The organism is Acidovorax sp. GW101-11A03 (assembly GCF_059424825.1).
Window position 1 is genome coordinate 1 of the sequence record NZ_JBWKZU010000053.1, and the last position, 26,272, is coordinate 26,272.

Below are 26,272 nucleotides of genomic sequence, written 5' to 3' on the forward strand. Positions count from 1 at the left end.
GGCCATGGATGTGTGGGGCGGGCTGCCTGTGCGCCGGTGATAGGTGCCGGGCGGTGCGGGGCGATCAGGACGCCTGGGCCCGAGCGAGGGGGCGCGCCTTGTACAACACCGCCGCGGTGCACGCAGCACCCAGAGCCACCAGACCACACAGATACGGCAGCGCGGCCTGCAGCGGCGCCCCCAGCTGGTTGAGCCGCAGCGAGGCCTGCACGCCCGAGGTGCTGGGCAGCAGCCAGCGCAGCCACTGCAGCGGCTCGGGCAGGGCCTCCACAGGCCACGAGAAACCGGCGACGAAGGCGATGGGCAGCGTGGTGAACAGCAGCACCTGCAGCGCGCGCTCGCGGTTGCCAAACCACAGGCCCAGCAGCGAACCCAGCGCCGCGATGGCGGGCACGTAGCAGGCCAGCAGGGCCAGTGCGCCCAGCGGATTGCCACCCCGCGGGTAGTCGTGCAGCACAAAGATCCAGCCGAAGTAGAACAGCCCGCTGGCCCAGCCCAGCGTGCTCAGCGCCAGCAGGCGGCCGAGCCAGGTGGTGGCGCTGGCCCGGTGTTGTCCCGCCTCCACCCAGGTGCCGGCGAGCAGCGCGGCACCCATGAGCAGGGTCTGCTGCAGGATGAGCAGCGCCACGGCGGGCACCACAAAGCTGCCATAGCCTTCGATGGGGTTGAACAGCGCCACCGTTTGCAGCTGCACTGGGGCGCGGCTGGCGCGGGCCTGCTGGGCGCTCTGGCCGCTGGCTTGCAGCTTCCTAATCTCGACCCCGGCGGACACTGTGCCCACGGCCTCGGCAAAACCGAACTGCACGGCCTTGTTGAGCAGCGCATAGGCGCCGTTGGCCTCGATGCTGACTACGGCGTTTTCACCGCGCACCACATTGCGTTTGAGGTGGGGCGGGATCACGGCATAGCCCTCGATCTCGCCGCGCCACAGGGCCTGTTGCGCCTCGTGCTCGCTGGCGGTGACCAGGCGCACTTCGATGCGCGGGTCGGCGTCGGCAAAACGCGTGATCTGGCGCGACAGGCTGGTGCGGTCCATGTCCACCACGGCCACGGGCACGCGGGTGAGCACCTCGTCGGCGTAGAACCAGGGGTAGAAAAAGCCGTAGAGCACGGGGGCGCCGATGAGCAGCAGCAGCACGCCCTTGTCGCGCGCCACCGTGGCCAGGGCCTGCAACCAGGCGTGCAGCAGGTTGCGAGGGGTGTTATTCATGTGGGTGTCCATGGTCAGCGACCTCCCCAGGTGTCCGGCCGCCGGGCGGCCAGGTGCAGGCCCACGGTGCCCACCAGCCCGAGCACGCCGGTGGCCACCAGCAGCGCCCCCATGGTCGAAACGCTGGTGCTGAGCGGCGCGCCCATCTGCAACTGCTCAATCTGCAGGCGGATGTAGTGGGTGAAGGGCATGGCCTCGGCCCAGGCGCGGGCGCTGGCGGGCATGCCCGACAGCGGAAACGCCACGCCGCTGAACGCAAATGCCGGGGCGGCGAAAAATCCCGCGCCCGACAGCGCGGTGCGCAATGAGCGCGTGAGGGCGGCCAGCGCGGCACCGGCTGCCAGCGAGACCGCCATCAGCAGCGCCAGCGCACCCGCCACCCAGGCGAGGTTGCCCGGCGGGTGCCAGCCCCGGCCCCAGGTGATGCCCACCAGCGCCAGCAGGCCCACCAGGGTGAGCGTGGCCCAGGGCAGCGCGAGCTTGCCGATGAGCGAGCCCGCTGTGTCGAGCAGGCCACCCGCGCCCGGCGCGTCTCCCAGCGCGTTTCCCAGCCACTCGCCCAGGCTGCGGTCGCGCAGCTCGCGGCCCACCGTCCAGGCGCCCGCCGTCATGGCCAGGATGTGCAGCAGAGCGGGGATGAGCGCCGCGCCCAGAAACTGCTCGTAATTGCTCGACACATTGAACAGCGCCACCATCTGCGTGTGGATGGGCTCCATGCTCACGCGCACGGCTCGCGCCGCCTCGCCGCGCTTGTTGCGTGCGGCCATCTCGATACCCGCCGACAGCGTGCCCACGGCGGCACGCACATCGCGCTGCAGCAGGCCCGAATGGGTGCCCATCTGCGCGTTGTGCAGCAGGGTGACCTGGGCGGTGCGGCCTTCCTTCACGGTGCGCGCAAAGTCGCGCGGGATGGTGACGACGGCATAGACCTCGATGTTGCGCAGGGCGCGTTCTGCCTCGCCCGTGTGGGCAAATTGCTGCGTGATCTGCACGCCGGGGGTGGCGTCGAGCATGCGCACCAGCTGGCGCGACAGGCTGGAGTGGTCTTCATCGACCACCCCCACGGCCAGGTGGCGCGGCAGCCCGGCCGAAAAGATCCACCACAAAAGCGCCACGCCCAGCAGCGGCACCCAGGTGACCATGGCCAGGTCCCAGGGGTCGGCCGCCAGGCGCCGGGCTTCGCGGCGGAAGCTGTTTACTATTGAATTCATAGCTACTTGCGCTTATGAGATAGGCGTTGGAGGCAACTTTTCGCATTGGAGCCATTGCGTTTCACACCGATAGCAAGGCGCGAAACAGGCGCGGCCCAGCCAGGGCAGCCGAGCAAGGGCCGCCCCGCAGCGAGGGCTGCGTCCCCCTGCCCGCAACGCACAGCGTTGCGAGAGCGGGGGGAAGCGCCGCAGGCGCTCAGGGGGGTGTCGCATTTCAGCGCACCAGCACCGTCATGCCGGGGCGGGCGCCCTCGATGGGGGCTGCCGGTCGGGCGCGCACTTCAAACGTGCGGGCATCAAAGCCCTGGCCTGCGCGCGTGGCGCGCCAGGTGGCGAAGTCGGGCAGGGCACCGGTGTGGTAGACCTTGAACTTCACGGTCTGGTTGCCGTCCTTTCCGTGAAGGGCTGGCAGAGTGGCCTCAAACTCGTTGCCGATGGCAAAACGCTGCAGGCGGTCTTCGCGCACGTTCAGCACCACCCACTGGTCTTTCAGGTCCACCACCGTGACCACGGCCACGCCCTGGGGCGAGAGCTCGCCGGTGCGTGCCAGAACCTTGGCCACTTCACCTGCCACGGGGCTCTTGAGTTCCGTCTCGGCCTGGGCGGCCTGCACCTCAGCCACCACACCGGCCACCTGGCGCGCCTGGGCGCTGGCGGCTGATCGGTCTTCGCTGCGGGCACCCGCGCGGGCCAGCTCATACTGGGCCTTGGCGGCCAGCGCCTGGTCGCGCGATGCCTTGAAGTTGGCCTCGGCCTCGTCGCGTTTCTGTGCGGCCACCAGGCCTTCGCGCGCCAGGCCATCGACGCGCTTAAAGGAGCTTTCAGCCAGGTCTGCGGCGGCCACGGCGCGCTGCCAGTTCAGGCGGACCATCTCCACCTCCTGCGGGCGGGCGCCATGCTGGGCCTTGTCGGCCACGGCCTGCGCGGCCTCCTGGGCGGCGGTGGCCTGGGCCAGCTTGGCCTGGACCTCGGGGCTGTCCATGCGGATCAGCGGCGCGCCGACGGTAATCTGGTCGCCTTCCTTCACCAGGATCTGCGCGATGCGGGCCGTGACCTTGGGGGCGATGTCGGCTTCTTGCGCCTCCATCTGGCCCTGGAAGACCTCGGGTGCGGGCTGCGATGCCTTCCACAGGCCCAAGCCCACAAAGCCCGCCACGGCCACGAAGGCCACCGTGCCGATCACGGCCGCCTTTTTGCTGTTGTTCTTGCTCATCGTGTTCACTCCACTTTCATTGCGTCAGCACGCGCCATGTATTTGCCAAAGTCTTCCGACAGGCCGCAGCTCTCCAGCAGCTCGGCCAGTGCCTTCACGTAATCGTGCGCGGCCTGGGCGCGTTCGGTCTGGGCCTTGGCCTGGTTCACCTGCGCGTCGATCAGGTCCAGCGTGGTGCTGGTGCCCGCCTTCAGGCCCGCGGTGCGCAGGCGCAGCACTTCGTCGGCCAGCTCCAGGCCGGGCTGCAGCGCCAGGTAGGCGCGCCGCGCCTGCTCCAGCGCCAGCCAGCGCTTTTCCACCAGCAGGGCGATGTCGTTCTGCGCCTGCGCGCCGGTGCGCTCGGCCTGCGCGATCTGGCGGTTGGACGACTCGGCGAGGGTGTTGCGGTCGATGGAGTCCCACAGCGTCCAGCGCACGCCCACACCGGCCACCCAGTCGGCTTCCTTGCCGGTTTTGAGCTGGCGCTGGCCAAATGCGAACACCTGGGGCTTGCGCAGCGCCTCCTGTGCGGCGTGCAGCTGGGTGGCCTGTTCCTTTTTGGCGGCCACCTTGTCCAGCCCGGGGTGGCGGGCCAGCGCGGTGTCGATGAAGTGGGGCAGGGGTTCCACCGGCCCACCCAGCACAAACAGCGGGCTGGTGGGTGTGACCAACTCGGTGGCCTTGAGCGTGCGGGTGAGCGCGGTGGTGGCCAGCTCGGCGTCGTCGCGTGCCTTGCGGGCGTTGCGGCGCGCTTCCTCCAGGGCCGAGCGGGCCTGCAGGCGCTCCACGCGGGCGATCACACCTGCGTCCAGCATTTTCTGCGCGGCGGCATCGTGCTGCTCGATGGTGGCCAGGGCCGCCTCGCGCAGCACGGCGGCGCGCTCGGCCAGCTGGGCGCCAAAGTAGCGCTGCACCAGCAGGGTGGTGGCTTCGTGTCCGGTCTTGGTGGCGTCGGCCTGGGCTTCCTGGGTCTGTGCGTCCAGCAGGCCCCGTGCGGCGTTGCTGGCGCCGCCCATGTAGATGGGCCAGACGGCCGAGACCGATGCCGTGGTGTCGCTTTTGCTGCGGTTGAGCGTGTAGCTCGATGGCAGGTGAGGCAACTGTGCCAGGGGCGCTGCCAGCTGCGGCGGCAGCTGCGACAGCACGCCGGGCAGCGCGCGGTTCAGTGGGTTCAGGTCCACGTCCAGGTTGGCGTTGTAGGCATAGGCGGCACCGCTCAGGTGGACCACCGGGCCGCCCAGGCGCTGCAGTGCGTCGCGGCGCAGCTGGGCGCTTTCCACCGCGTGGCGCGATGCGGCCAGGTGGTCTGAGCGCTGCAGCAGTTGCTGCTGCGCGGCGTCAAAGGCCAGGGGTTCTGCCTGGGCAGGCAGGGCGATGAAGGCAGTAAGGGCCAGGGGGGCGGATGCGATCAGGCACAGCAAAGCTCCGCCTGCCCGGCCGGTGCGCCGGGGCGTGGGGTTCGTCGTCATGGTTTCAGGTCGTTGTTGTCAGCGGGCGCCCACGGGCGTGTAGGCGTTGCTGTGTTCGGCCAGCCAGCGCTCCGAGAGGTCGCTGCCATGCTGGCCGGGGTGAAAGTCGCGCTTCAGGTACTGGCGCCAGGGCTTCCAGCTTTCGCGCACCAGGCCACCTTGGCCAAACAGCGTGCGCGCGGCGCTGGCCCAGGTGCTCCACTTCCATAGCGTGCCGCTCTGGCGCAGGTTGCTCACGGTCTGGCGCAGCACATCGCCCAAAAACACCCAGGTGATGCGGCGGAACCAGGTGATGCGCCATTCGTGGTTGCCACCCAGCGCCTGGTACAGGTCGAACGCGGTGTTCTTGTGTTCGGCCTCTTCGGCGCAGTGCCATTGCCACATCGTGGCCAGGCGGGGCTCGGCGCCCTGCAGCACCTCGGGGTGGGCCAGCAGCCATTCGGCCAGCAGGGCGGTGAAGTGCTCGTTGGCGGCCGTCACGGCCAGCGGGTGGCGCGGGTCGGCCCCGGCAAACAGCTTCATGCGCTCTGCGGCGCGCGGGGCCCAGTCGTTGACGAGGCCCTGTTTTTCGAGGTGGCCGTTGAACAGCGCGTGGAGGCGGCGGTGTGTGGCCTCTTGCCCGATGAAGCCGCGCACCTCGTCGGCGAACTGTGCCTGCAGGTCGGGTGGCAGGGCCTTGTGGCCGTCACGCACGGCGTCGATGAAGAACTGCTCGCCCACAGGGAAGCTCATCGACAGCGCGTTGAACAGCGCCGTGCGAAATGCGTCACCGCCGCACCATTGGCGCGCAAACGGCGTTTCCAGGTCAATCAGCAGACGGCGGACAACAAGTTCGGTCATGGGCGATCTCCGTCAGGGGCAGGAGGGGAAAGATTGGTACGTTGCAGTACCGAGTGGTTTGTATGATGCAGGTCAACTGTGGTACTGTCAAGTACCTAACCCGATTTCGAGGGATTTTTTTGCCATGACTGCCGCTGCCGACACCCCCACCCCGGGCAATGAACACCGCGCCCGCCTGCTCGAAGGCATGGCCCGCGCCGTGGCCGCCAAGGGCTATGCCGACACCACGATTGCCGACATCGTGCGCGAGGCCAGTGTGTCGCGCCGCACCTTCTATGAAAACTTTGCCGACAAGGCTGAATGCCTGATTGCGCTGTACGAGGTGGCCAGCGGCAACGCCATTGCCGTGCTGCGCGGCGCGATCGACCCGCACAGCGACTGGCAGGCCCAGGTGGAGCAGGCCATGGCGGCCGACTTTGGCGTGCTGGCGCGCAACCCGGTGCTGCTGCGCACCCTGTTCATCGACATCCTGGGCCTGGGTGCACCAGGCCTGGCGGCGCGGCGCCGCGCCAACCAGCAGCTGGCCGACCTGATGCTGGATGTCGTCAACAACCGCCCCGGCGAGCGCCTGCGCAAGACGCCGCTGCAGCCCACGATGGCGATGGCAGTGGTGGGCGGCATCAACGAGATGGTGTTGCAGGCCATCGAGCAGGAGCGCGCGAACGACCTGCAGGAGCTGGTGGAGCCCGCCGCGATGCTGCTGCGTGCAGCGATCTCCGCCGAGTTCTGAGCGCAACCGCAAATTTGCTCGCGCTTGCTCACAGCGGTGCTCGCCACCCACGACGCATGAAACTGGCGCGGCCTGAGCCAGTGCCCCCGCGCAAGGGCCGCCCCGCCGCGCTGGGGGCGTCCCCCTCCCGGCTCGCGCAGCGAGACGAGAGAGGGGGAAGGCGCGAAGCGACTCAGGGGGGGGTCATATCTCGTTCGCGATCTCGATCAGGTTCTCGTCGGGGTCGTAGATGTAGACCGAGCGCAGCCGCTGCCGTGCCCCTGTGGCACCCACCGGGCCCTGTACGACGGCCACGCCTTCGGCCTGCAGGTGTGCGATGACCTCTTCGAGCGGTGTCCTGGTGAGAAAACACAGGTCACCCGAACCCGCCTTGGCATGGCGCACGTTGGGGTCCACCACGGTGCCCACCTCGTGCAAGTTGATTTTCTGCGTGCCGAAGTGCAGCGCGTAGCGTTGGGGCTTGAACTCGCGTGCGGCCATGCCGAGCACGCGCTCGTAGAAGGCGATGGTGGCCGGAATGCTGGCGACGGTGAGGACGACGTGGTCGAGGGAGTCGAGGGTGAGGGGCATGGCGGGCGGTGGTGTGGTCAGGCCGTCGGTGATTGCGGCGCGGACTTTGCATTCTGCAGCCACCGCTGATTGGCGACAAACGCAACAGTCAGCGCCAGCCCTGCCATCAAGGCCAGCAGCCAGTGCAGCGCTGGCAATGGCACAAACTTGAATGCACCGGACAGCCACGGAACGGTGGTGATGGCCGTCAGCGCCGCCAGCGTGCCGCCGATCACCCACAAGCTGACCGGCGTGAGGCCTGCCCACAGGCTGCGCCAGCGGGGCTGGTTGCTGCGGCTGGGCAGGATCAGTGCGGCGTTAGCGGTCACCAGCACCACAAACGCGGCCGTGCTGGCGGTGGCGGCATGTGCGGGCTGGCTCAGCAGCCAGGCATACAGGCCTACCACGGCGGCCGTCACCACGCTGCCCTGCAGCACGCTCAGCAGGATGTGGCGGGCGGACAGCAGGGGTTCGTCGGCCGTGCGTGGCGGCTGCTGCATGAGGTTGGCCGCGCCTTCCTCGGCCTCGAATACGATGGAGCAGGCCGGGTCGATGACCAGCTCCAGAAACGCGATGTGCAGCGGCGCCAGCACCAGCGGCAGCCCGAACAGCACCGGCAGCAGCGCCAGCCCAATGATGGGGACGTGCACCGCCAGCGTGTAGACCATGGCCTGGCGCAGGTTGGCAAAGGTCTGCCGCCCCCGGTGAATCGCCAGCACGATGGCTGCAAAGTCGTCGTGCAGCAGCACCAGAGCGGCAGCCTCGCGCGCCACATCGGTGCCGCGCTGGCCCATGGCGATGCCAATGTGGGCGGCCTTGAGGGCAGGGGCGTCGTTCACGCCATCACCGGTCATGGCCACCACCTCGCCCTGGGCCTTGAGGGCTTCCACCAGCGCGAGCTTTTGGTGTGGCTTGATGCGTGCAAACACGCTGACCTGCCGGACCTGGTCGGCCAGCACCTGGGGCGGCATCTGTGCCAGCTCGTCGTCTGTGACCACGCGGTTGTTGGCGATGCCTGCCTGGGCTGCAATGGCGCGCGCGGTGCGGGGGTGGTCGCCTGTGATCATCACCACACGGATGCCCGCCTGGCGGCACTGCGCGACGGCCTGGGGTACTTCGGGGCGCAGCGGGTCGGCCAGGGCCACCAGGCCCAGCCACTCAAAGTCAAAGTCGTGCTGGGCGTCGGGCCAGGTGTCTTGCGTGCGGTGCCGGGCCTTGGCCACGCCCAGCACCCGCAGGCCCCGGTCAGCCAGGCGCGCGGCCTGGGCGCTGACGGCGGCGCGCTCGGCGTCGGGCAGGTGGCAGAGGTCGGCCACGGCTTCGGGCGCGCCCTTGGTGGCTACGGTGTCGTGCGCCGAGGTGCCATCGCGCCACAGGTGGCTCATGGCCAGCAGCTGGGGCGACAGCTCGTATTCGCGTGCCAGCGACCATGTGGGGTGCAGGTGCTCGGTGTCCACCAGGTGGTCCGCCGCCATGCGGTGAAAGGCCTGCTCCATGGGGTCGTGCGGTTCGATCTCGCTGGCCAGCACGGCGTATTCGAGCAGTTCGTGGAAGGCATCGGGCAGCGCGCTGCCATCCGCTGCGGCGGGCAGGTTCTGCACATCCAGCTCCTGGCCCGCAATGCACAGCGCCGCCACGGCCATGCGGTTTTGCGTCAGGGTGCCGGTCTTGTCCACGCACAGCACCGTGGTCTGGCCCAGCGTCTCGATGGCGTTGAGCCGCCGCGTGAGCACCTGCTGCGCCGCCAGCCGCCGCGCGGCCAGGGCCAGGAAGATGATCATGATCACGGGCAGCTCTTGCGGCAAAACCCCCATGGCCAGCGTGATGCCCGCCAGCACGGCCTGCAGCCAGTCGCCCCGCAGCGCCCAGAACAGGACCACCAGCAGCGCGCACAGCGACAGGCCGATGACCACCAGCTTGCGTGTGAGCCGCGCCATCTCTTCACGCAGCGGCGAAGCCTGCAGGGCAATGGTGTCGAGCGACTGGCCGATGCGACCCAGCTCCGTGTGGCGCCCCACGGCAGTCACCTGCAGCAGACCCTGGCCGCTGACCACCAGCGTGCCTGCAAACACCTTGTCGGATGGTTGTTTGGCCACAGGCTCGGATTCGCCGGTCAGCATCGATTCGTTGGCGGCCAGCTCGTGGGCCTGCAGCAGCGTGCCGTCGGCCGGGATGCGGTCGCCTTCGGCAATCATCAGAAGGTCTTCGCGCACCACGTCGCGGCCTGCAATGCGCACCAGGGTGCCGCCGCGCAACGCCAGCGCTCGGGGGCTGGAGAGGTCGCGCAGGGCGTTCAGCGCGTTGTCGGTGCGCCGCTCCTGCAGCACCGTGATCGCCATGATGATGACCACAAAGCCCAGCAGGATCAGCGCCTCATGCGCATCGCCCATCGCGAGGTAGATGGCGCCTGCGCCCAGCAACAGCAGGAACATGGGCTCGGTGACCACATCCCAGGCCATGTCGCGCAGCGTGCGGCGCTGGGTGATGCCCAGTTCGTTGGGCCCCTCGTCGCGCAGGCGCTGGGCGGCCAGGGCCGGGTCGAGCCCGGTGGGGGAGTCGGTAGGTGGCATGGGGTGTGTGAGGCTGCGTTGCACAGAGGATGCAATGGTGTAAAGGTTATACCGCGCACCGATGTCTGCAGCCCTGACGCAGCGCAGTGGGCCGCACCCGATACCTCTCCTTCACACCTCGCACATCACAAAGTCAGCCTTGCCAACATTGCATTCGGGGCAGCGCCAGTCGTTGGGCACGTCGGCCCAGCGGGTGCCGGGCGCGATCCCATGGTCAGGCAGGCCTGCAGCCTCGTCGTAGATCCAGCCGCAAACGGCACACATGTAGATTTTCATGGCGTGGTTCCTTCGTCATGGGGTTGGGCGTCAGTCGTCATCGTGGTGCCGCTGGCGTTCGGTCGATGTGCCGTTGGCCACCCATCCGCTGGGCGACTGCTGCCACTGCCAGGCGCCAAAGGTCAGGGTTGCGATCAGCAGCAGGGCGGCGAGCCAGGTGCGGTTCTTGGGGACCAGGTCGGGCCCCTTGCCCTCCACCCGGCCGGTGAGCATGGGCAGGGCCTGGTTCTTGCGGCGCAGCACGCTCAAGCCAGCAATCAGCGCGATATGGGCCAACACCACAAACAGAAGAGCGTTGCCGAAGAACTCATGCACTTCTTCCATCGCTTCGCCCATCCAGTTGCCACCCAGCGCAGCGCCCCAGTCGTTGTACGTGGCGTAGCCACTGAGGGTGAGGGGCACCACCAGCGCCAGCAGCAGCACGATGGCCAGCGCCATCAGCAGGTTCTGGCCCTGGCGCCAGTTGATTTGCGTGACCGATGTGGCCTGGGGCAGGGCGCGCAGCCATGCGGGCGCCCCCGCCAGCTTGCGCCCCAGCAGGCCCAGGCCCGAGGTGCGTGGCCCGAAGATGCCATACATCAGGCGAAAGCCCAGCAGCCCCGCCATGGTGTAGCCCAGTGTGACGTGCAGCAGCCGCCAGTGCTCGCCATCGGCCGTGGCGTAGGCCCCGGCAAAGCACAGTGCAAACAGCCAGTGGAACATGCGCGTGGGCGCATCGGTCACCCGGCGGCTGGGGGCCTTGGCGGGTGCGGGTTGCGCCGAGGCGTCGGCGGGATGGAGGGTGGGTGTGTTGTTCATCGTGTTTTCCTTGATCGGATACAGGTCAGATTCAATGCAGATCGAGAGCGGCGAACAGGGCTCAGCGAAGCGGTTCTGGCGAGGCGCTGTGTCGCAGGCAGTACGGTCAGTACGACAAGACACAGCAACGACGCCAGAAGAGTTCTGTTCACCGCTCTCAGTCGTTCCAGGCGCGGCGGGAACGGGCATCCAGCCCTACCGGCATGCGCAGGTTGTGTTCATCAAACTGCCCCTGGTCTGCGCCCGTGTGGCAGGCCGCACAGTTGGCGGCGCTTTTCACGCTGGCGAGCTTCCAGGTGGTGGGTTCGATCTTTCGGTGCTTGCGTTCAAACCAGGCCGAGCGGGTGATACGGTCCTCGGGTGGCTCCTCGTTCACCCGCTTGTAGGTGCCTGCGTGGGCCTGCAGCCACTGGTTGAGTTGGCGTACGGTGGCGGCGTCCAGCGATGCGTCGGTGCCGTAGTGTTTGTCGAGGCCCGTCATCACGCGGTTCCAGGATGCTGCGGGCAGCAGGCCTGGCGGGTAGGCGGTGTGGCAGGCGGCGCATTCCTGCGTGTAGGCGTTGGGCACATTGCGGGGCATGGCACGCCCGCTGTCCGCGTGGGCGCTGGTGAGGGACAGCAGGGCGAGTGCGCACGCAGCGGCGGCCAGGGTCGCAGGGTGTAGTAGGACTGGTTTTTTCATGACGTTCTCAGGGCTTGAGGGCGTTGAGGTAGGCCAGCACGTCGGCCTTTTCCACCGCGGTGCATTCACGGCTCAGCACGTCGTTGCAGTTGCGGCGGAACCACTTGTCCACCTTGGCGGTGTCGATAAAGGCCTTGGGGTTGAAGGCTGGGGCCAGGGGCGCAATCGGCTTCCCGGTGCTGGCATGTTTGCCCTGCGCGGTGGGCGGTGTGCCGTGGCAGGATGCGCAAGACCACTCGCCGCCATGGCGCGTGGTGAAGAACGCTTTGCCCTTGTCGGCGTTGCCCGGGCTGCCGGCCTGCGCGCTCCAGTGGGCAAGCTGTTGGGCGGCTGTGGTGTCGGCGGCTTGGCTCGTGCCAGCGGCTGCCAGTGCGCAGAGCGCGGCCAAGGTCAGGGTGCGAAGGGAAGTCATGCCAGGGTCCTCGTGGGTTTTGTCTTGTGCGGCCATTGTTGAAATCCCTGCCTGAACGGCGCGTGAAAGGTCTGTTCATCGGCTGTTCAGATTTCGCGCGGGACAATGCGGCCATGTTTTTCTCTCTCCAACCTGGTTCTGCGCACAGCCCCGTGAAGCGGTGGCGTCTGGCGGCCTGCGTGCTGTGCGCTGCTGCGCTGGCCGCGCCACCCGCTGGGGCCAGCGGCAAGGACGACCACGACCGTGCCCGCCAGGCCGTGCAGGCGGGCCAGGTGCTGCCGCTGCCCACGGTGCTGGAGCGCCTGCAGCGCGAGATGCCGGGCCAGGTGCTGGAAGTGGAGCTGGAGCAGGAGCGCGAGCGCTGGATTTACGAGATCAAGCTGCTGACGCCTGCCGGGCAGTTGACCAAGGTCAAGCTCGATGCGCGCACCGCCGAGGTGCTGCGCATCAAATCGCGCGACGATCAGCGCACCGGCCGATAACACGGCCAGCACCGACCCCGTGGTTCACTGCCCATGCGCATCCTCCTGGTAGAAGACGACACCCTGCTACGCGCCCAGCTGCGCACCGCGCTGCACGATGCGGGCTACACCGTGGACGAGGCCGACAACGGGCGTGACGCGCAGTTTCTGGGCGAGACCGAAGCGGTGGATGCCGTGGTGCTGGACCTGGGCCTGCCGGTGGTGGATGGGATCTCGGTGCTCAAGCGCTGGCGTGCCCAGGGGCGCAACATGCCGGTGCTGATCCTCACGGCGCGCGACAACTGGCACGAGAAGGTCGCAGGCATTGATGCGGGTGCCGACGACTACCTGACCAAGCCCTTTCACATGGAAGAACTGCTGGCGCGACTGCGGGCCCTGATCCGCCGCGCCAGCGGGCAGGCGTCTGCCGTGCTGCAGTGCGGCGACTTGCAGCTGGACACCCGCAGCGGCCGCGTGACCCATGCTGGCCAGCCTGTGGTGCTCACTGCGCACGAATACAAAGTGCTGAACTATTTCATGCACCGCCCCGGTGTGCTGGTGTCGCGCGCAGAGCTGGTCGAACACATCTATGCGCAGGACTTTGACCGCGACTCCAACACCATCGAAGTGTTTGTGGGGCGGCTGCGCAAGAAGTTGCCCGGCACCTGTATCGAAACGGTGCGCGGCATGGGCTACCGACTGGTGCCGCCATGAGCTGGGGCGGTTTTCCTGCTGCGGCCTGGCACTGGTCGCGGTCGTTGCGGTTCCGTCTGCTGGCGGTCACGGTGGTGGGTGTGGCCGTGGCTGTGTTGCTGGCGGGGCTGGTGCTCAGCGGGCTGTTCCGCGAGCATGTGCAGCGGCAGTTTGAGGCCACCCTTTTGCAGCAGCTGGACCAGGTCACGGCGCGGCTGGAGTTCGACGGCCAGGGCCAGCCGGTGGTTGCAGCGCAGACGCTGTCGGACCCGCGCTGGCTCAAGCCGTACTCGGGCCTGTACTGGCAGGTGGATGCCATGGCGCCCGACGGGCGCAGCCGGGTCGGGGTGTTGCGCTCGCGCTCCTTGTGGGATACCAGCCTGGTTTTGCAGGCCGATGCGTTGACCGATGGGGCCGTGCATGTGCACGAAGTGGTCGGCCCGCAGGGCGCGCCCTTGCTGGTGCTGGAGCGCACGGTGCGTGCCGGGGGCGTGGATGCGGCGCGCTGGCGCCTGATCGTGGCGGCCGATCTGCAGGCCACACAGGCGGCCACTGCGCAGTTCACGCGCGTGCTGGGTTTGTCGCTGCTGGTGCTGCTGGCGCTGCTGGCAGCGGCCGCCTGGGCCCAGGTGGCGGTGGGGCTGAAACCCTTGCAGGCGCTGCAGCGGGGCTTGCAGGATGTGCAGCAGGCTCGCACCACCCAGTTGCAGGGGGCATTCCCTGCAGAGGTGCAACCGCTGGTGAATGACTTCAACGCCGTGCTCGCCCGCAATGCCGAGGTGGTGGAGCGTGCGCGCACGCAGGCAGGCAATCTGGCGCACGCATTGAAAACACCGCTTTCGGTGCTGGAGAACGCGGCCCGCGCGCCTGCAGCCAAGGACGGCACCGCGATGGCTGCGCTGGTGCACGAGCAGGTGCAGGTGGCGCAGCGCCACATCGACTGGCACCTGGCGCGTTCGCGCGTGGCCGCATCGGTGCACCTGCCGGGCCAGCGCACAGCACTGGAGCCGGTGGTGGCAGGGCTGGTGCGGGTCATGAACAAGGTGCATGCCGGGCGGGGCGTGGGCATCACCGTCGGGCAGCCCGATGCCCCCCTGTTCTTTGCGGGCGAGGCGCAGGATTTGCAGGAAATGCTGGGCAACCTGCTGGACAACGCCTACAAATGGGCGCGGTCCAGCGTGCGGGTGCAAGCGCTCGCCGATGGCGGGCAGCCGCTGCAGATCGTGGTCAGCGTCGAGGACGACGGCCCTGGCATTGGCGCCGCGCAACGTGCGCTGGCTCTGGAGCGCGGCGTGCGGCTGGACGAAACGGTGCCAGGCACAGGGCTGGGCTTGGCCATCGCGCAGGACCTGGCGGCCCTGTACGCAGGGCGCCTGGATCTTCAGTCTTCCGAACTGGGTGGGTTGCAGGCCGCACTCACCTTGCCTGCCGCCCGGCAAGCCTCGCCGCAATGACGGCGGGACCTGTCTGCCTTGCGGTGCAGATTCCGCATGCGGGCAGGTATATGAAGCAGAAAAATGGCCGTCTGCGCCCGACCGTATTTGATTGTTTGCTATAAATAAAATAGCAATTTACATCCGGCTGTCCACGCTGTTGCGCATGGCGGCCTCTGCCACGGCGTCCAGGGCGCCGTCCACCACGGTCTGCTGGGCAATGATGTGCATGGCGCCTTGCTGGATGAGGCGGTCCACCAGCCGCAGCGTCATCGACTGCGTATGGCCCGATGCGCTGGTGAAGAGGAAGAAGTTGCCGTGCGAGCCGATCCAGGACAGCTGGGTGCGCTCCCACCGGCCGGCCACCAGCAGGTTGACCCAGCTGCCAATCGCCAGGGGTGGCAAGGCTGGTGCAGTTCCGCTGGCGGGTGTCGGCGCAGGCCCGGGGCTCTCGGATTCGGGGGCCTGGGAGGACTCCATGAACCCGGACTCCTTGGCCTCGGAGGGGGCGACCCAGGGGTCGTCGTCGCCCAGCGGCGCGGGCTGGGGCAGGGCGGGGGGCTCGGCGCGGGGTGCGGGGGCGCGGGTGGCCGCGCGCGGGCCGGGTTTGAAGGCCTGCTGGTGCAGCTGCATCAGCAGCGCGAAGATGGCTTCGGTCCGTTCTGCAGGGTAGTCGATGGAGGCCAGGCCCTCGCGCAGCTTGGCCAGCAGCTTGGGCAGCAGGCGTGCAAGCTGGCCGGTGTTCTTGCGGGTCAGCTCGGGCTGGGTGCTCCAGATCAGGGCCTCCACCAGCTCGTGGTAGCGGCCGGGGTCGGTGCTGTGGCTGGTGTCGGCCAGGCGTGCCTCGGCCATCACCTGGGCCCAGGGGCCCAGCAAAAAGCGCGAGACGGCGTCGGGCACCTTGCCGATGTCCGGCAGCAGCCAGATCTCGCGCGAGATCTGCGCGGCCAGCAGGTGGCGCCGCTCGGCATGTTCGAGTGCCTCGATGGCGCGCTGGCGCTCTTGCTTGCGCGCTTGCTCCTTTTGCGCCCACTTGGCGTGCAGCTGCTGCAGCACCTGCTCGAAATCCTCCGGCCCTTCGACGGTGGCGGTGGACAACGGCCCGGCGATGTTCATGAGCGAGCGCATGAAACTCTGGAAGCCCGGCGCCTCGGTGCTGTCAAACGCCAGGCTGCGGTCGGTGATGTCCTGCAGCAGACGGCGTGCCGCGTGTTCCTTGTGGCTGAAGAAGCGGGTGTCGGTCAGCGCCAGCTGCATCAGGGCGGGCTCCAGGGCACGGATGAACTGTTGCACGGGCCACAGCAGCCGGTTGTCGCGCGCGATGTTGTCCACCATCAGCGCCACCACCTCGGTGCTCAGGGCCTGGGCCAGCCCGCCGGTGTGCTGGCGCGGCGGGCTGGCGGGGGGGCCTTCGGGGCTGGTGTCGGCACTGCCTGCAGCCTGTGCGCGCTGGTTGCCCAGGCGCTCCATCATCTGACCGACCTGGTTCATCTCCTGCAGCGCCTCGAAGGCGGCGGGCACGGTCATGGCGAAGTCGGTGGCGGGCGGGTCGATGCGGGGGAGCGAGTCCGGATGCTCGAACTCGCGGGAAAAGCGTTCGGCAAAGGTCTCGGGGGCCGCCGGGGGCTGCGCGGGGGGGGCGGCCTCGTCCAGCTCGCCCAGCAGCAGGCGGCGCAGGCGGCCGAGCGTGAGCAGCGGGTCGGCGGTGGCGGGCTCGGGGTGATCGATGGGGCCCACATCATGGGCGGGGCCTGACTCAAAGCCAAAGCCGGGCGATGCGCCGCCCTCAGCGGGGGCTACATACACATACTGGCCGTTGGCCTGGCGCATGGCGTAGCCCACGGGCTGCACGCCGCTTTGCTTGAGCCGCTCGGTCTGCGCGACATACAGCGCCCGCAGCTCCTTGCCCAGCGCCTGCGCCATCTGCCCCATCCAGTCGTGCCGCACCTGCTCGGTGACCTGCATCTGCGACACCACGGTCTGCAGCGCCTGCAAAAAAGCGTCGGGGCGCAGCGGGTTGTGCTCGGGCCGCACCTGCGGCTGCCCCAGGGCCGCGCAGACCAGGGCGTCGAGTTCGGCCAGCGGCCCCTCGACGGCCGAGGCCAGCACCTGGCGGGCGCGGGCGCGTTCCACGCTGTCGCTGATCTGGGTCTCGTCCATCAGCTCCAGCTCGTCGAAATGCACGCTGAACAGCGAGCGTGTGGCCTTTTCTTCCTTGTGTCCGGATTGTTGCTCCAGGGCCTTGCGCAGCGCCTCGGGGTAGCGCTCGCTCATCACCCCGTTCAGCCGCATGAGCTGCTGGCGGGCTTCGAGCATGGCGTGGTGCTCTCCCGGGGTGCGGGCCTGGTCCAGGCGCTGCTGCAGGGACATGCGCGTGGCCTCGGCAATGCGCTCCATCAGCGGGCGGGCCCCGGCGACCACGTCCTCGACGATGCGCTGGTACAGCGGGGCGTGGGGCCCGGAGGGAGCGGGGGCGGCAGACGGTGTGGTGTGATTCAAGGCCATCTTTTCTGGAGAAAAACCGTTGTCCCGGATGGTAAGCGGCAAAAAAGGGGCCGAAGCCCCTTTTTGACGGTGATAAGACCGTAAACACGTTCCAAGGGTTTACCCGCCGTGGAACTTGACCACCAGCGGCACGATGAGCAGCGCCACGATGTTGATGATCTTGATCAGCGGGTTGATGGCCGGGCCCGCCGTGTCCTTGTAGGGGTCGCCCACAGTGTCGCCGGTCACGGCGGCCTTGTGCGCCTCGCTGCCCTTGCCGCCGTGGTGGCCGTCCTCGATGTACTTCTTGGCGTTGTCCCAGGCGCCGCCACCGGTGCACATGCTGATGGCCACGAAGAGGCCGGTGATGATGGTGCCCATGAGGAGCCCACCCAGCGCCTTGGGGCCCAGCAGCAGGCCCACCACCAGCGGTGCAATCACGGGCAGCAGGCTGGGGACCACCATCTCCTTGATGGCGGCGGTGGTGAGCATGTCCACGGCCTTGCCGTACTCTGGCTTGCCGGTGCCGTCCATGATGCCCTTGATGGTGCTGAACTGGCGGCGTACCTCCACCACCACGGCCCCGGCAGCGCGGCCCACGGCCTCCATGGCCATGGCGCCGAACAGGTAGGGGATCAGCCCGCCGATGAACAGGCCCACGATGACCAGCGGGTCAGACAGGTCAAAGCTGATGGATTTGCCGTAGGTTTCGAGCTTGTGCGTGTAGTCGGCAAACAGCACCAGCGACGCCAGCCCGGCCGAGCCGATGGCGTAGCCCTTGGTCACGGCCTTGGTGGTGTTGCCCACCGCGTCCAGCGGGTCGGTGATGTCGCGCACGCTGCTGGGCAGCTCGGCCATTTCGGCAATGCCGCCTGCGTTGTCGGTGATGGGGCCATAGGCATCCAGCGCCACCACAATGCCTGCCATGCTCAGCATGGCCGTGGCCGCCACTGCAATGCCATACAGCCCGGCCAGGCCGTAGGCCACGATGATGGCCGTGCACACAAACACCACTGGCCAGGCCGTGGAGCGCATTGACACCCCCAGGCCCGCAATGATGTTGGTGCCGTGGCCGGTGGTGGACGCCTGGGCGATGTGCTGCACGGGCGAGTATTGCGTGCCGGTGTAGAACTCGGTGATCCACACCAGCACGGCCGTCAGCACCAGGCCCGTGGCGCAGGCGCCAAACAGGCGCAGCTGGCTGCCGCTGGCGGCCACCGCGTTGTCCGGGATGATCCACAGCGTGACGAAGTAGAACGCCACCAGCGAGAGCACACCCGCAATCGCCAGGCCCTTGTACAGCGCGGGCATCACGTTCTTCATGCCGGGCGATGCCTTCACGAAGAAGCAGCCGATGATGGACGCGATGATGGACACGGCCCCCAGCGCCAGTGGGTAGACCACGGCGTTGACCGGCGCGGTGGCCACCAGCAGCGCGCCCAGCACCATGGTGGCGATCAGCGTCACCGCGTAGGTTTCGAACAGGTCGGCCGCCATGCCCGCGCAGTCGCCCACGTTGTCGCCCACGTTGTCGGCGATCACGGCGGGGTTGCGCGGGTCGTCTTCAGGGATGCCTGCCTCGACCTTGCCCACCAGGTCGGCGCCCACGTCGGCGCCCTTGGTGAAGATGCCGCCGCCCAGGCGCGCAAAAATGGAGATCAGCGACGAGCCGAAGGCAAAGCCGATCAGCGGGTTGAGCAGCGTGGCCAGCTTGGTGTTGGGCGTGAGGTTGCCGTTGCCCGCCAGGAACCAGTAGAACGCCGTGACGCCCAGAAGCCCCAGCCCCACCACAAGCATGCCGGTGATGGCCCCGCCGCGAAACGCCACATCCAGCGCCGGGCCGATGCCTTGCGTGGCGGCCTGCGCCGTGCGCACATTGGCCCGCACCGACACGTTCATGCCGATGAAGCCGCAGGCGCCCGAGAGCACTGCGCCCACCACAAAGCCCACCGCCGTGGTGCCGTCCAGAAAAATACCGATGAGGACCGCCAGCACCACGCCCACGAGGGCGATGGTCTTGTATTGGCGGGCGAGGTAGGCAGCGGCACCGGCCTGGATGGCGGCGGCGATTTCCTGCATGCGGGCATTGCCCGGGTCCTTGGCGAGGATCCATCCCCGCGCCCAGATCCCGTAGGCCACCGCAATCAATCCGCAAACCAGAGCCAGTATCAGGGGGGCAGTCAGCGCTGTAGTTCCAGCCATTCGTCACTCCTTTCAATCTTTGCAGTTGCACGGAAGGAAACATCACAACGCAGGTCGGTGGTGCTTCCGCTGCGTTGCTTCCTCGTGCTCCTGCGCCGCTTGAAAAGGGCGGGGAGTCGATTGGCCAACGGGCCCAATTTACAGCCAAACCATGGTTTGCAAGCGGGTAGAAAGGGACCTGCGCCTAAAATCAGGGTTAATCCCGACGCTTCATGGCGCTTGTTTGCGTTGCGTCAGCGCTCTGTGCATCGCGGGTTGCCGTTACCCAAACCACTATTCAAAGACATGTCCCTCAACAACGTCACCCCTGGCAAGAACGCCCCTGAAGCCTTCAACGTGGTCATCGAAATCCCGATGAACGCGGACCCGATCAAGTACGAAGTGGACAAGGAATCCGGCGCGATCTTCGTGGACCGCTTCATGACCACGGCCATGCACTACCCCACCAACTACGGCTATGTGCCGCAGACCCTGTCGGGCGACGGTGACCCGGTGGACGTGCTGGTGATCACCCCCTACCCGCTGCACCCCGGCGTGGTGGTGCCCTGCCGCCCCCTGGGCATCCTGATGATGGAAGACGAAGCAGGCGTGGACGGCAAGGTCATCGCCGTGCCCACCTCCAAGATCCTGCCCATGTACGACCACTGGAAGACCATCGACGACGTGAACGCCATGCGCCGCAACGCCATCGCCCACTTCTTCGAGCACTACAAGGACCTGGAAAAGGGCAAGTGGGTCAAGGTGCTCGGCTGGGAAGGCATCGAGTCCGCCAAGAAGGAAGTCGTGGACGGCATCGAGAGCTACAAGAAGTCGCAGGCCTGAGGCGCACCTGCCCAGGTGTGCTGCCCGGGTGTGCTGCCCGGGTGTGGCGCCCGGGTTGTATGCAAAAAAGGCCTTCTGCGCGCGTCCATCAAGCGCAGATAGCTATAAAAATTGAAGCATGCAAGCCCCGGCGGCCTGCATGCTTTTTTCTTGCTGGCGTGCAGCAGGGCTGGGGGCGCATCCGGGTCCCGCCCGAGGCGCAGAGGCCCGCCGCGCTGCTAGACTGGTGCTTCAAATTGTTACAAATCGCCCGGTGCCGGAAGGCCGGTCCGGGCCGTGCGTCAGGGGGCTGCGGCACTGTGGCTCCGGGTTTTTGGAAGGGTGATACATGAAAGTTTCCGATCTGCGCATCGGCGTCAAACTGGGTGCTGGGTTTTTGGCGGTGGTGCTGCTCACCACGGTGCTGGGCCTGATTGCGCTGGTGCAGATGTCGCGCATCCACAGCAATGCCGACGAGATCGCCAACAACCTGCTGCCCAGCGTGGCGCAGACCGGGGACCTGCGTGTGCTCTACAACCGCATGCGCCGCTCCGAGGCAGGCATGGTCACCGCGCGCAGTCTGGTGGAGGTCAAGGCGTTTTCCGAGCAGGTGGCCCTGCGCGTCAAGGACATCGAGCGGGTCGAGAAAACCTACGAGCCCCTGATCAGCAGCCCCAAAGAGCGCGAGATCTTTGACGCCTACAAAAAACGCAAGGCCGATTACGCCGTGCTGCAGGCCAAGCTGGTCGAGATTGCCAACGGCGTGGATTTCTCCACTGCCGAGACGCTGGAGCTGACCAGCGATGCCCTGTCCATGGTCTATGCCGGTGAATCCGAAGGCGCGTTTGTGGCCGTGGCCGAAACGCTGGGCCAGCTGCAAAGGCTCAACGCAGACAACGCCACGCAGGCCAGCGAGGAGGCCCGCCAGGTGTTCAGCATGGCGCGCATCTCGCTGCTGGTGACGCTGGCCGTGTGTGTGGTGCTGGCTGCGCTGCTGGGCGTTGGTATCACCCGCGCCGTCACCCGCCCGGCGCACCATGCGGTGCGCGCAGCCCGCGCGATTGCCGAGGGCGACCTCACCATCGACGTGCCCGCTGGCGGCAAGGACGAAATGGGCCAGCTGCTCACGGCCCTGGCCGACATGCGCGACAACCTGGCCCGCGTGGTCACGGGCGTGCGCAGCAACGCCGAAGGCGTTGCGTCGGCGAGCTCGCAGATTGCGTCGGGCAACAACGACCTGAGCGCGCGCACCGAACAGCAGGCATCGGCGCTGGAAGAAACGGCCGCCTCGATGGAAGAGCTGGGCTCCACCGTGCGGCAGAACGCCGACAACGCACGCCAGGCCAACCAGCTGGCCGTGAGCGCCAGCACCGTGGCCGTGCAAGGCGGCGACGTGGTGGCCGAAGTGGTCGAGACCATGAAAGGCATCAACGCCAGCAGCAACAAGATTGCAGACATCATCAGCGTCATCGACGGCATCGCCTTCCAGACCAACATCCTGGCCCTGAACGCCGCTGTCGAGGCCGCCCGGGCCGGAGAACAAGGCCGGGGCTTTGCCGTGGTGGCAGGGGAAGTGCGCAGCCTGGCAGGGCGCAGCGCAGAAGCCGCCAAGGAAATCAAAAGCCTCATCACTGCCAGCGTCGAACGCGTGGAACAAGGCACCGCGCTGGTCGACAAGGCCGGAGCCACCATGACCGAAGTGGTCGCCTCCATCCGGCGCGTGACCGACATAATGGGTGAGATCAGCGCCGCCAGCAGCGAACAAAGCGCAGGCGTGGGCCAGGTGGGCGAAGCCGTCACACAGATGGACCAAGCCACCCAGCAAAACGCAGCCCTGGTGGAAGAAATGGCAGCGGCCGCCAGCGCGCTGAACGCCCAGGCAGGCGAACTCGTCAACGCCGTGGCCGTGTTCAAGCTGGACGCCCACGCCACCAGCACCGCCCAACGCAGCAGCAGCCACAGCACAGCAACACCAGCGCGGACCCCCATCCCGGCGCCCAGCCACAGCGCCCCGCGCAGCACCCCGGCCAAACCCGCCAGCCTGGGCGCACGCAAACCCGCCGCCAAGCCAGCGGCCAGCCTGGCAGCGCCCAAGGCGGCAGCGAGCACCCCACCAGCAGCCAAGGCCCACAGCCCTGCACCAGCGCCAGCGCCCAAGGCAGGGGGCAGCGACGACGACTGGGAGAGCTTCTGAGCGGAGGGGGCATGGAGGAGGGAAAACCTCAACCAAAATGGCCGTTACCGCGCGACTGGATTGCCTGAATAGCTATCAAAAATAGAGCGTTGCCAAGGCTGGGCAGGGCCACGCAGCACGAAGTGACGCAACGCAACGCGGGGCAGCACTGCACAACCAAAAAAGCACGCAGAGGGGGCATCCTTCTGCGTGCTTTTTGGTTTGTGGGGGACGTGCCCCGGTGTCAGCGGTGCGGGTCGGGATACAGCAGCTGCAGCCCCGGCAGCTGGGGCCGCTGGAAGGGTTGCCACACCACGCCGGGCCCCTGGGGCTGGCCCAGCCGGTCGGCCACGGCCCACCAGGCGCTGGGGTTCAGGCCAATGCCGAAGTGGCTGGCCACCACCTCGATGTTTTCAGTGTGCGGGTTGTGGTCGGCAGGCGCCTGGATGCTGCCGCGCCAGGCCACCACGCCGTCGGTGCGCGAGAAGATGCTGGTGGTGGGCACGGGCGGTGCCTCGGGCAGGTTGTAGTTCTCGGTCTCGCGTTCGATGCTGCGGCCGCTCGCAAACTGGTAAATGCGCCAGGCGTTGGTGGAGCGGTGGTGCCCGGCAAAGGGCGTGCCGAGCGTGATCACGCAGCGCACCAGGTCGGGCATCTCCTTGGCCAGCTCGCGGGCGTAGATGCCGCCCAGGCTCCAGCCCACCAGGCTGACCTTGTGGCCGCTGGCATCGGCCGCTTCCTGTAGCTGGCGCTTGGCGGTTTCCAGCACGCCATCGCGCGGGCCCAGGTTCAGGCCCTGGCCCCAGCCCAGGGTGTCGTAGTTGCGCGATTCAAGATAACGGCGCAGCGGCATGGTGGTGGCATCGCCCGCCGTGAGCCCGGGAAACACGATCACGGTGTGCCCGTCGCCCAGCGGCGCGCGCTGCAGCACGGGCCAGGCAGGCAGCACGGCGCCAAACTCCCAGGGGGCGCGCAGCTCCAGCGCCAGCAGGGGCAGGCCGGGGGGCGGCAGGTCGGTGGGGTCGGATTCTTTCTTGTTGAACAGAGCCATCAATTCATCGTTTCAAAGCGGGGCGGCACACCGGGCGTGTGGCTTGCGGCGACGGTAGCATTTTTTCGGCAGACGGCCGGGGGTGGAAATGGAGCTAGCTCTCCAATTCCTGCCCGGGGCAGGGCGGTGAAAACGGGGCGGCAAGGTTCCAAACTCCACCTGAAGACGGGCTGACGATGGGTGTGTTTTGACCGATTTTGTTATTAATTGCAACTGTTCGCTGCTATGCTTTCTTCACGCTTGCGCGGGCAAAGAACAGGTTCTGTGGTTCCGGTAGACCGCGTGCCTTGCCGAACAACCCCTCCATCCAGAAAGACTGCGTCCATGACCGTCGTATCCGCCCCTGCGCCCTCCCATGCATCCGCCCCCCAGCGCTCTGCTGCCGTGACCACCGCAGCGTCGGTGGGCCGCGAATACCTGACCTTCCGCCTGGGGGCCGAGGAATACGGCATCGACATCCTGCGCGTGCAGGAAATCCGCTCGTACGAGCCGCCCACGCGCCTGGCGCATTCGCCCGATTTCATCCGGGGCGTGATCAACCTGCGCGGCCGCATCGTGCCCATCCTGGACTTGCGCGTGAAGCTGCAATGCCCCGAGGCGAGCTACACCGACTTCACGGTGGTCGTCATCCTGGACATCGGCGCCACGGTGATTGGTGCCGTGGTGGATGCCGTGGCCGACGTGGTCACCCTCACCCCCGATGCCATCAAGCCCACGCCCCAGTTCGAGCGCCAGGGCCATGTGGACCCGGCCTTTGTCACCGGCATCGCCAGCCTGGGCGAACGCATGCTGATCGTGATGGACATCGAGGCCCTGCTCAGCAGTGACGAAATAGGACTGGTGACAAAAGCCACGCCGGAGTAAGGTATTTGCGCAACAAGTCCTCGACACTGGCTTGCGGCCCGGTCGTCGCCCAACGAATTCATAAGCAACCCCGAGGAGAAGCACAATGATCCAATGGAAGATATCCACCCGGCTAACCATCGCGTTTGCTGCCATGGTGCTGCTGCTGGTGGTGCTGGGCTCGGTCGCTCTGGCCCGCTCTGCCAGCCAGCGCGCCGCGCTCAATGACATCGTCGAAGTGCGCATCCCCATCACCAAGGCAATGGGCGTTCTGGCCGACGGGGTGAATGTCCAGGCCATTCAATTCCGCAACCTCGCGATCTTCACTTCCGACAACATTACCAAGCAGTCGCTGGAGCGTGTGACGGCGGCGCGCAGCGCCATCGCCGAGCAGATGAAAACGCTCACTACGCTCATCCAGTCGGAAAAGGGCAAGGAGATCCTGGCGCGTGTGCAGTCCAACCGTGCCGCCTTCCTCAAGCTGGGCGACGAATACCTGGCGCTGATCCAGCAGGGGCAAAGGGATGAAGCCCTGAAGCTGCTTGAAGAAAAGGTGCGCCCCACCCAGCTGGAGTACCAGAAGACCATCAAGGAGCAGGTGGACTACCAGGCCCAGGTGACTGCCGATGCGGGCCAGCGTGCCGAGGCCGCCGCCAGCGCCCTGCAGCGCGATGTGCTGATTGCAGGCGCCCTGGCGATTGCGGTGGCCATCTTCCTGGCAATCAGCATCATCCGCTCCATCACCCGCCCGCTGGCCCAGGCCGTGGAGGCCGCCGACCGCGTGGCCGCTGGCGACCTCAGCGGCCAGATCAACGTCCAGTCCAAGGATGAAACCGGCCAGTTGCTGGCCGCCCTGCAACGCATGCAGCAAAGCCTGGTCAACACGGTGAGCCTGGTGCGCAGCAACGCCGAAGGCGTTGCGTCGGCGAGCTCGCAGATTGCGTCGGGCAACAACGACCTGAGCGCGCGCACCGAACAGCAGGCATCGGCGCTGGAAGAAACGGCCGCCTCGATGGAAGAGCTGGGCTCCACCGTGCGGCAGAACGCGGACAACGCACGCCAGGCCAACCAGCTGGCCGTGAGCGCCAGCACCGTGGCCGTGCAAGGCGGCGACGTGGTGGCCGAAGTGGTCGAGACCATGAAAGGCATCAACGCCAGCAGCAACAAGATTGCAGACATCATCAGCGTCATCGACGGCATCGCCTTCCAGACCAACATCCTGGCCCTGAACGCCGCTGTCGAGGCCGCCCGGGCCGGAGAACAAGGCCGGGGCTTTGCCGTGGTGGCAGGGGAAGTGCGCAGCCTGGCAGGGCGCAGCGCAGAAGCCGCCAAGGAAATCAAAAGCCTCATCACTGCCAGCGTCGAACGCGTGGAACAAGGCACCGCGCTGGTCGACAAGGCCGGAGCCACCATGACCGAAGTGGTCGCCTCCATCCGGCGCGTGACCGACATCATGGGTGAGATCAGCGCCGCCAGCAGCGAACAAAGCGCAGGCGTGGGCCAGGTGGGCGAAGCCGTCACACAGATGGACCAAGCCACCCAGCAAAACGCAGCCCTGGTGGAAGAAATGGCAGCGGCCGCCAGCGCGCTGAACGCCCAGGCAGGCGAACTCGTCAACGCCGTGGCCGTGTTCAAGCTGGACGCCCACGCCACCAGCACCGCCCAACGCAGCAGCAGCCACAGCACAGCAACACCAGCGCGGACCCCCATCCCGGCGCCCAGCCACAGCGCCCCGCGCAGCACCCCGGCCAAGCCCGCCAGCCTGGGCGCACGCAAACCCGCCGCCAAGCCAGCGGCCAGCCTGGCAGCGCCCAAGGCGGCAGCGAGCACCCCACCAGCAGCCAAGGCCCACAGCCCGGCCCCGGCACCCGCCAAGAATGCAGGGGGCAGCGACGACGACTGGGAGAGCTTCTGAGCGGAGGGGCCATGGAGGAGGGGGAACCTCAACCAAAATGGCAATTACCGCGCGACTGGATTGCCTGAATAGCTATCAAAAATAGAGCATCGCAAAGGCTGGGCAGGGCCACGCAGCACGAAGTGACGCAACGCAACGCGGGGCAGCACTGCACAACCAAAAAAAGCACGCAGAGGGAGCATCCTTCTGCGTGCTTTTTTGTGAGGTTTTCAAGCGACAGCCCGCCCCCTGGTTGGCTTGAGGTTGTATTCAAACGTAACACAAAACGCTATGCTGG

22 protein-coding genes are annotated in these 26,272 nt (G+C 67.3%); 8 read left to right on the plus strand and 14 right to left on the minus strand.

Annotated elements, in window-relative coordinates; genetic code table 11:
• Positions 1–64 precede the first annotated feature (64 nt).
• The 5 genes from AC07Z7_RS19185 to AC07Z7_RS19205 form a co-directional block, all read right to left on the minus strand.
• Positions 65–1,210, minus strand: a complete 1,146-nt coding sequence (locus AC07Z7_RS19185; RefSeq protein ID WP_494767306.1) for an ABC transporter permease — start codon at positions 1,208–1,210, stop codon at positions 65–67.
• Between the two features lie 14 nt (positions 1,211–1,224).
• A complete protein-coding gene (locus AC07Z7_RS19190) occupies positions 1,225–2,421 on the minus strand; it encodes an ABC transporter permease (protein ID WP_494767307.1) in 1,197 nt (398 codons plus the stop codon).
• A gap of 214 nt (positions 2,422–2,635) precedes the next feature.
• Positions 2,636–3,634, minus strand: coding sequence for an HlyD family secretion protein (locus tag AC07Z7_RS19195; protein WP_494767308.1), 999 nt, complete (start codon positions 3,632–3,634; stop codon positions 2,636–2,638).
• Between the two features lie 5 nt (positions 3,635–3,639).
• Positions 3,640–5,082 carry a TolC family protein gene (locus tag AC07Z7_RS19200; protein ID WP_494767309.1) on the minus strand — a complete coding sequence of 481 codons (1,443 nt, stop codon included), beginning with the start codon at positions 5,080–5,082 and terminating at the stop codon, positions 3,640–3,642.
• Between the two features lie 18 nt (positions 5,083–5,100).
• Positions 5,101–5,922, minus strand: coding sequence for a metal-dependent hydrolase (locus AC07Z7_RS19205; protein ID WP_494767310.1), 822 nt, complete (start codon positions 5,920–5,922; stop codon positions 5,101–5,103).
• 124 nt (positions 5,923–6,046) lie between these two features.
• On the opposite strand from AC07Z7_RS19205, the gene AC07Z7_RS19210 reads away from it, so the two are divergent.
• Positions 6,047–6,652, plus strand: a complete 606-nt coding sequence (locus AC07Z7_RS19210; RefSeq protein ID WP_494767311.1) for a TetR/AcrR family transcriptional regulator — start codon at positions 6,047–6,049, stop codon at positions 6,650–6,652.
• A gap of 183 nt (positions 6,653–6,835) precedes the next feature.
• Here AC07Z7_RS19210 and AC07Z7_RS19215 read toward each other — a convergent pair whose 3' ends face one another.
• The 6 genes from AC07Z7_RS19215 to AC07Z7_RS19240 form a co-directional block, all read right to left on the minus strand.
• Positions 6,836–7,222, minus strand: coding sequence for a VOC family protein (locus AC07Z7_RS19215; RefSeq protein WP_094291938.1), 387 nt, complete (start codon positions 7,220–7,222; stop codon positions 6,836–6,838).
• Between the two features lie 17 nt (positions 7,223–7,239).
• Positions 7,240–9,771, minus strand: coding sequence for a cation-translocating P-type ATPase (locus tag AC07Z7_RS19220; RefSeq protein ID WP_494767312.1), 2,532 nt, complete (start codon positions 9,769–9,771; stop codon positions 7,240–7,242).
• 111 nt (positions 9,772–9,882) lie between these two features.
• A complete protein-coding gene (locus tag AC07Z7_RS19225) occupies positions 9,883–10,047 on the minus strand; it encodes a rubredoxin (RefSeq protein WP_291445642.1) in 165 nt (54 codons plus the stop codon).
• A gap of 30 nt (positions 10,048–10,077) precedes the next feature.
• A complete protein-coding gene (locus AC07Z7_RS19230) occupies positions 10,078–10,845 on the minus strand; it encodes a cytochrome b/b6 domain-containing protein (RefSeq protein ID WP_494767313.1) in 768 nt (255 codons plus the stop codon).
• A 157-nt stretch (positions 10,846–11,002) separates the two neighbouring features.
• The gene (locus AC07Z7_RS19235) at positions 11,003–11,527 is read right to left on the minus strand and encodes a diheme cytochrome c (RefSeq protein WP_494767314.1); all 525 of its coding nucleotides are present in this window, start codon (positions 11,525–11,527) and stop codon (positions 11,003–11,005) included.
• A gap of 7 nt (positions 11,528–11,534) precedes the next feature.
• A complete protein-coding gene (locus AC07Z7_RS19240; RefSeq protein WP_494767315.1) occupies positions 11,535–11,939 on the minus strand; it encodes a DUF1924 domain-containing protein in 405 nt (134 codons plus the stop codon).
• 113 nt (positions 11,940–12,052) lie between these two features.
• Here AC07Z7_RS19240 and AC07Z7_RS19245 point away from each other — a divergent pair, with 113 nt between their 5' ends.
• Genes AC07Z7_RS19245 through AC07Z7_RS19255 form a run of 3 tightly spaced genes read left to right on the plus strand, consistent with a single transcriptional unit; the run spans position 12,053 to position 14,547 of the window.
• The gene (locus AC07Z7_RS19245; protein ID WP_494767316.1) at positions 12,053–12,421 is read left to right on the plus strand and encodes a PepSY domain-containing protein; all 369 of its coding nucleotides are present in this window, start codon (positions 12,053–12,055) and stop codon (positions 12,419–12,421) included.
• Between the two features lie 33 nt (positions 12,422–12,454).
• Positions 12,455–13,114: a response regulator transcription factor gene (locus AC07Z7_RS19250; RefSeq protein WP_494767317.1), complete on the plus strand. Its 660-nt coding sequence runs from the start codon at positions 12,455–12,457 to the stop codon at positions 13,112–13,114.
• Entirely contained in the window at positions 13,111–14,547 is a 1,437-nt protein-coding gene (locus AC07Z7_RS19255; RefSeq protein ID WP_494767318.1) for a sensor histidine kinase, read from the plus strand. Before AC07Z7_RS19250 ends, AC07Z7_RS19255 begins: the two co-directional genes overlap by 4 nt.
• Positions 14,548–14,664: 117 nt before the next feature.
• Here AC07Z7_RS19255 and AC07Z7_RS19260 read toward each other — a convergent pair whose 3' ends face one another.
• Together AC07Z7_RS19260 and AC07Z7_RS19265 are read right to left on the minus strand one after the other, a co-directional pair.
• Complete coding sequence (locus AC07Z7_RS19260; RefSeq protein WP_494767319.1) at positions 14,665–17,031, minus strand: DUF1631 family protein; 2,367 nt, start codon at positions 17,029–17,031, stop codon at positions 14,665–14,667.
• 99 nt (positions 17,032–17,130) lie between these two features.
• Positions 17,131–19,212, minus strand: coding sequence for a sodium-translocating pyrophosphatase (locus AC07Z7_RS19265; protein ID WP_252658236.1), 2,082 nt, complete (start codon positions 19,210–19,212; stop codon positions 17,131–17,133).
• Between the two features lie 285 nt (positions 19,213–19,497).
• Here AC07Z7_RS19265 and ppa point away from each other — a divergent pair, with 285 nt between their 5' ends.
• Both ppa and AC07Z7_RS19275 read left to right on the plus strand, forming a co-directional pair.
• On the plus strand, positions 19,498–20,034 hold the full coding sequence (gene ppa / locus AC07Z7_RS19270; RefSeq protein ID WP_094291948.1) for an inorganic diphosphatase: 537 nt from the start codon (positions 19,498–19,500) through the stop codon (positions 20,032–20,034).
• A 328-nt stretch (positions 20,035–20,362) separates the two neighbouring features.
• A complete protein-coding gene (locus tag AC07Z7_RS19275; protein WP_494767320.1) occupies positions 20,363–22,207 on the plus strand; it encodes a methyl-accepting chemotaxis protein in 1,845 nt (614 codons plus the stop codon).
• A 223-nt stretch (positions 22,208–22,430) separates the two neighbouring features.
• Here AC07Z7_RS19275 and AC07Z7_RS19280 read toward each other — a convergent pair whose 3' ends face one another.
• Positions 22,431–23,237 carry a lipase family alpha/beta hydrolase gene (locus tag AC07Z7_RS19280; RefSeq protein WP_094291963.1) on the minus strand — a complete coding sequence of 269 codons (807 nt, stop codon included), beginning with the start codon at positions 23,235–23,237 and terminating at the stop codon, positions 22,431–22,433.
• Positions 23,238–23,561: 324 nt separating this feature from the next.
• On the opposite strand from AC07Z7_RS19280, the gene AC07Z7_RS19285 reads away from it, so the two are divergent.
• A complete protein-coding gene (locus AC07Z7_RS19285) occupies positions 23,562–24,101 on the plus strand; it encodes a chemotaxis protein CheW (RefSeq protein WP_494767321.1) in 540 nt (179 codons plus the stop codon).
• Positions 24,102–24,186: 85 nt separating this feature from the next.
• A complete protein-coding gene (locus AC07Z7_RS19290; protein WP_494767322.1) occupies positions 24,187–25,995 on the plus strand; it encodes a methyl-accepting chemotaxis protein in 1,809 nt (602 codons plus the stop codon).
• Positions 25,996–26,272 lie beyond the last annotated feature (277 nt).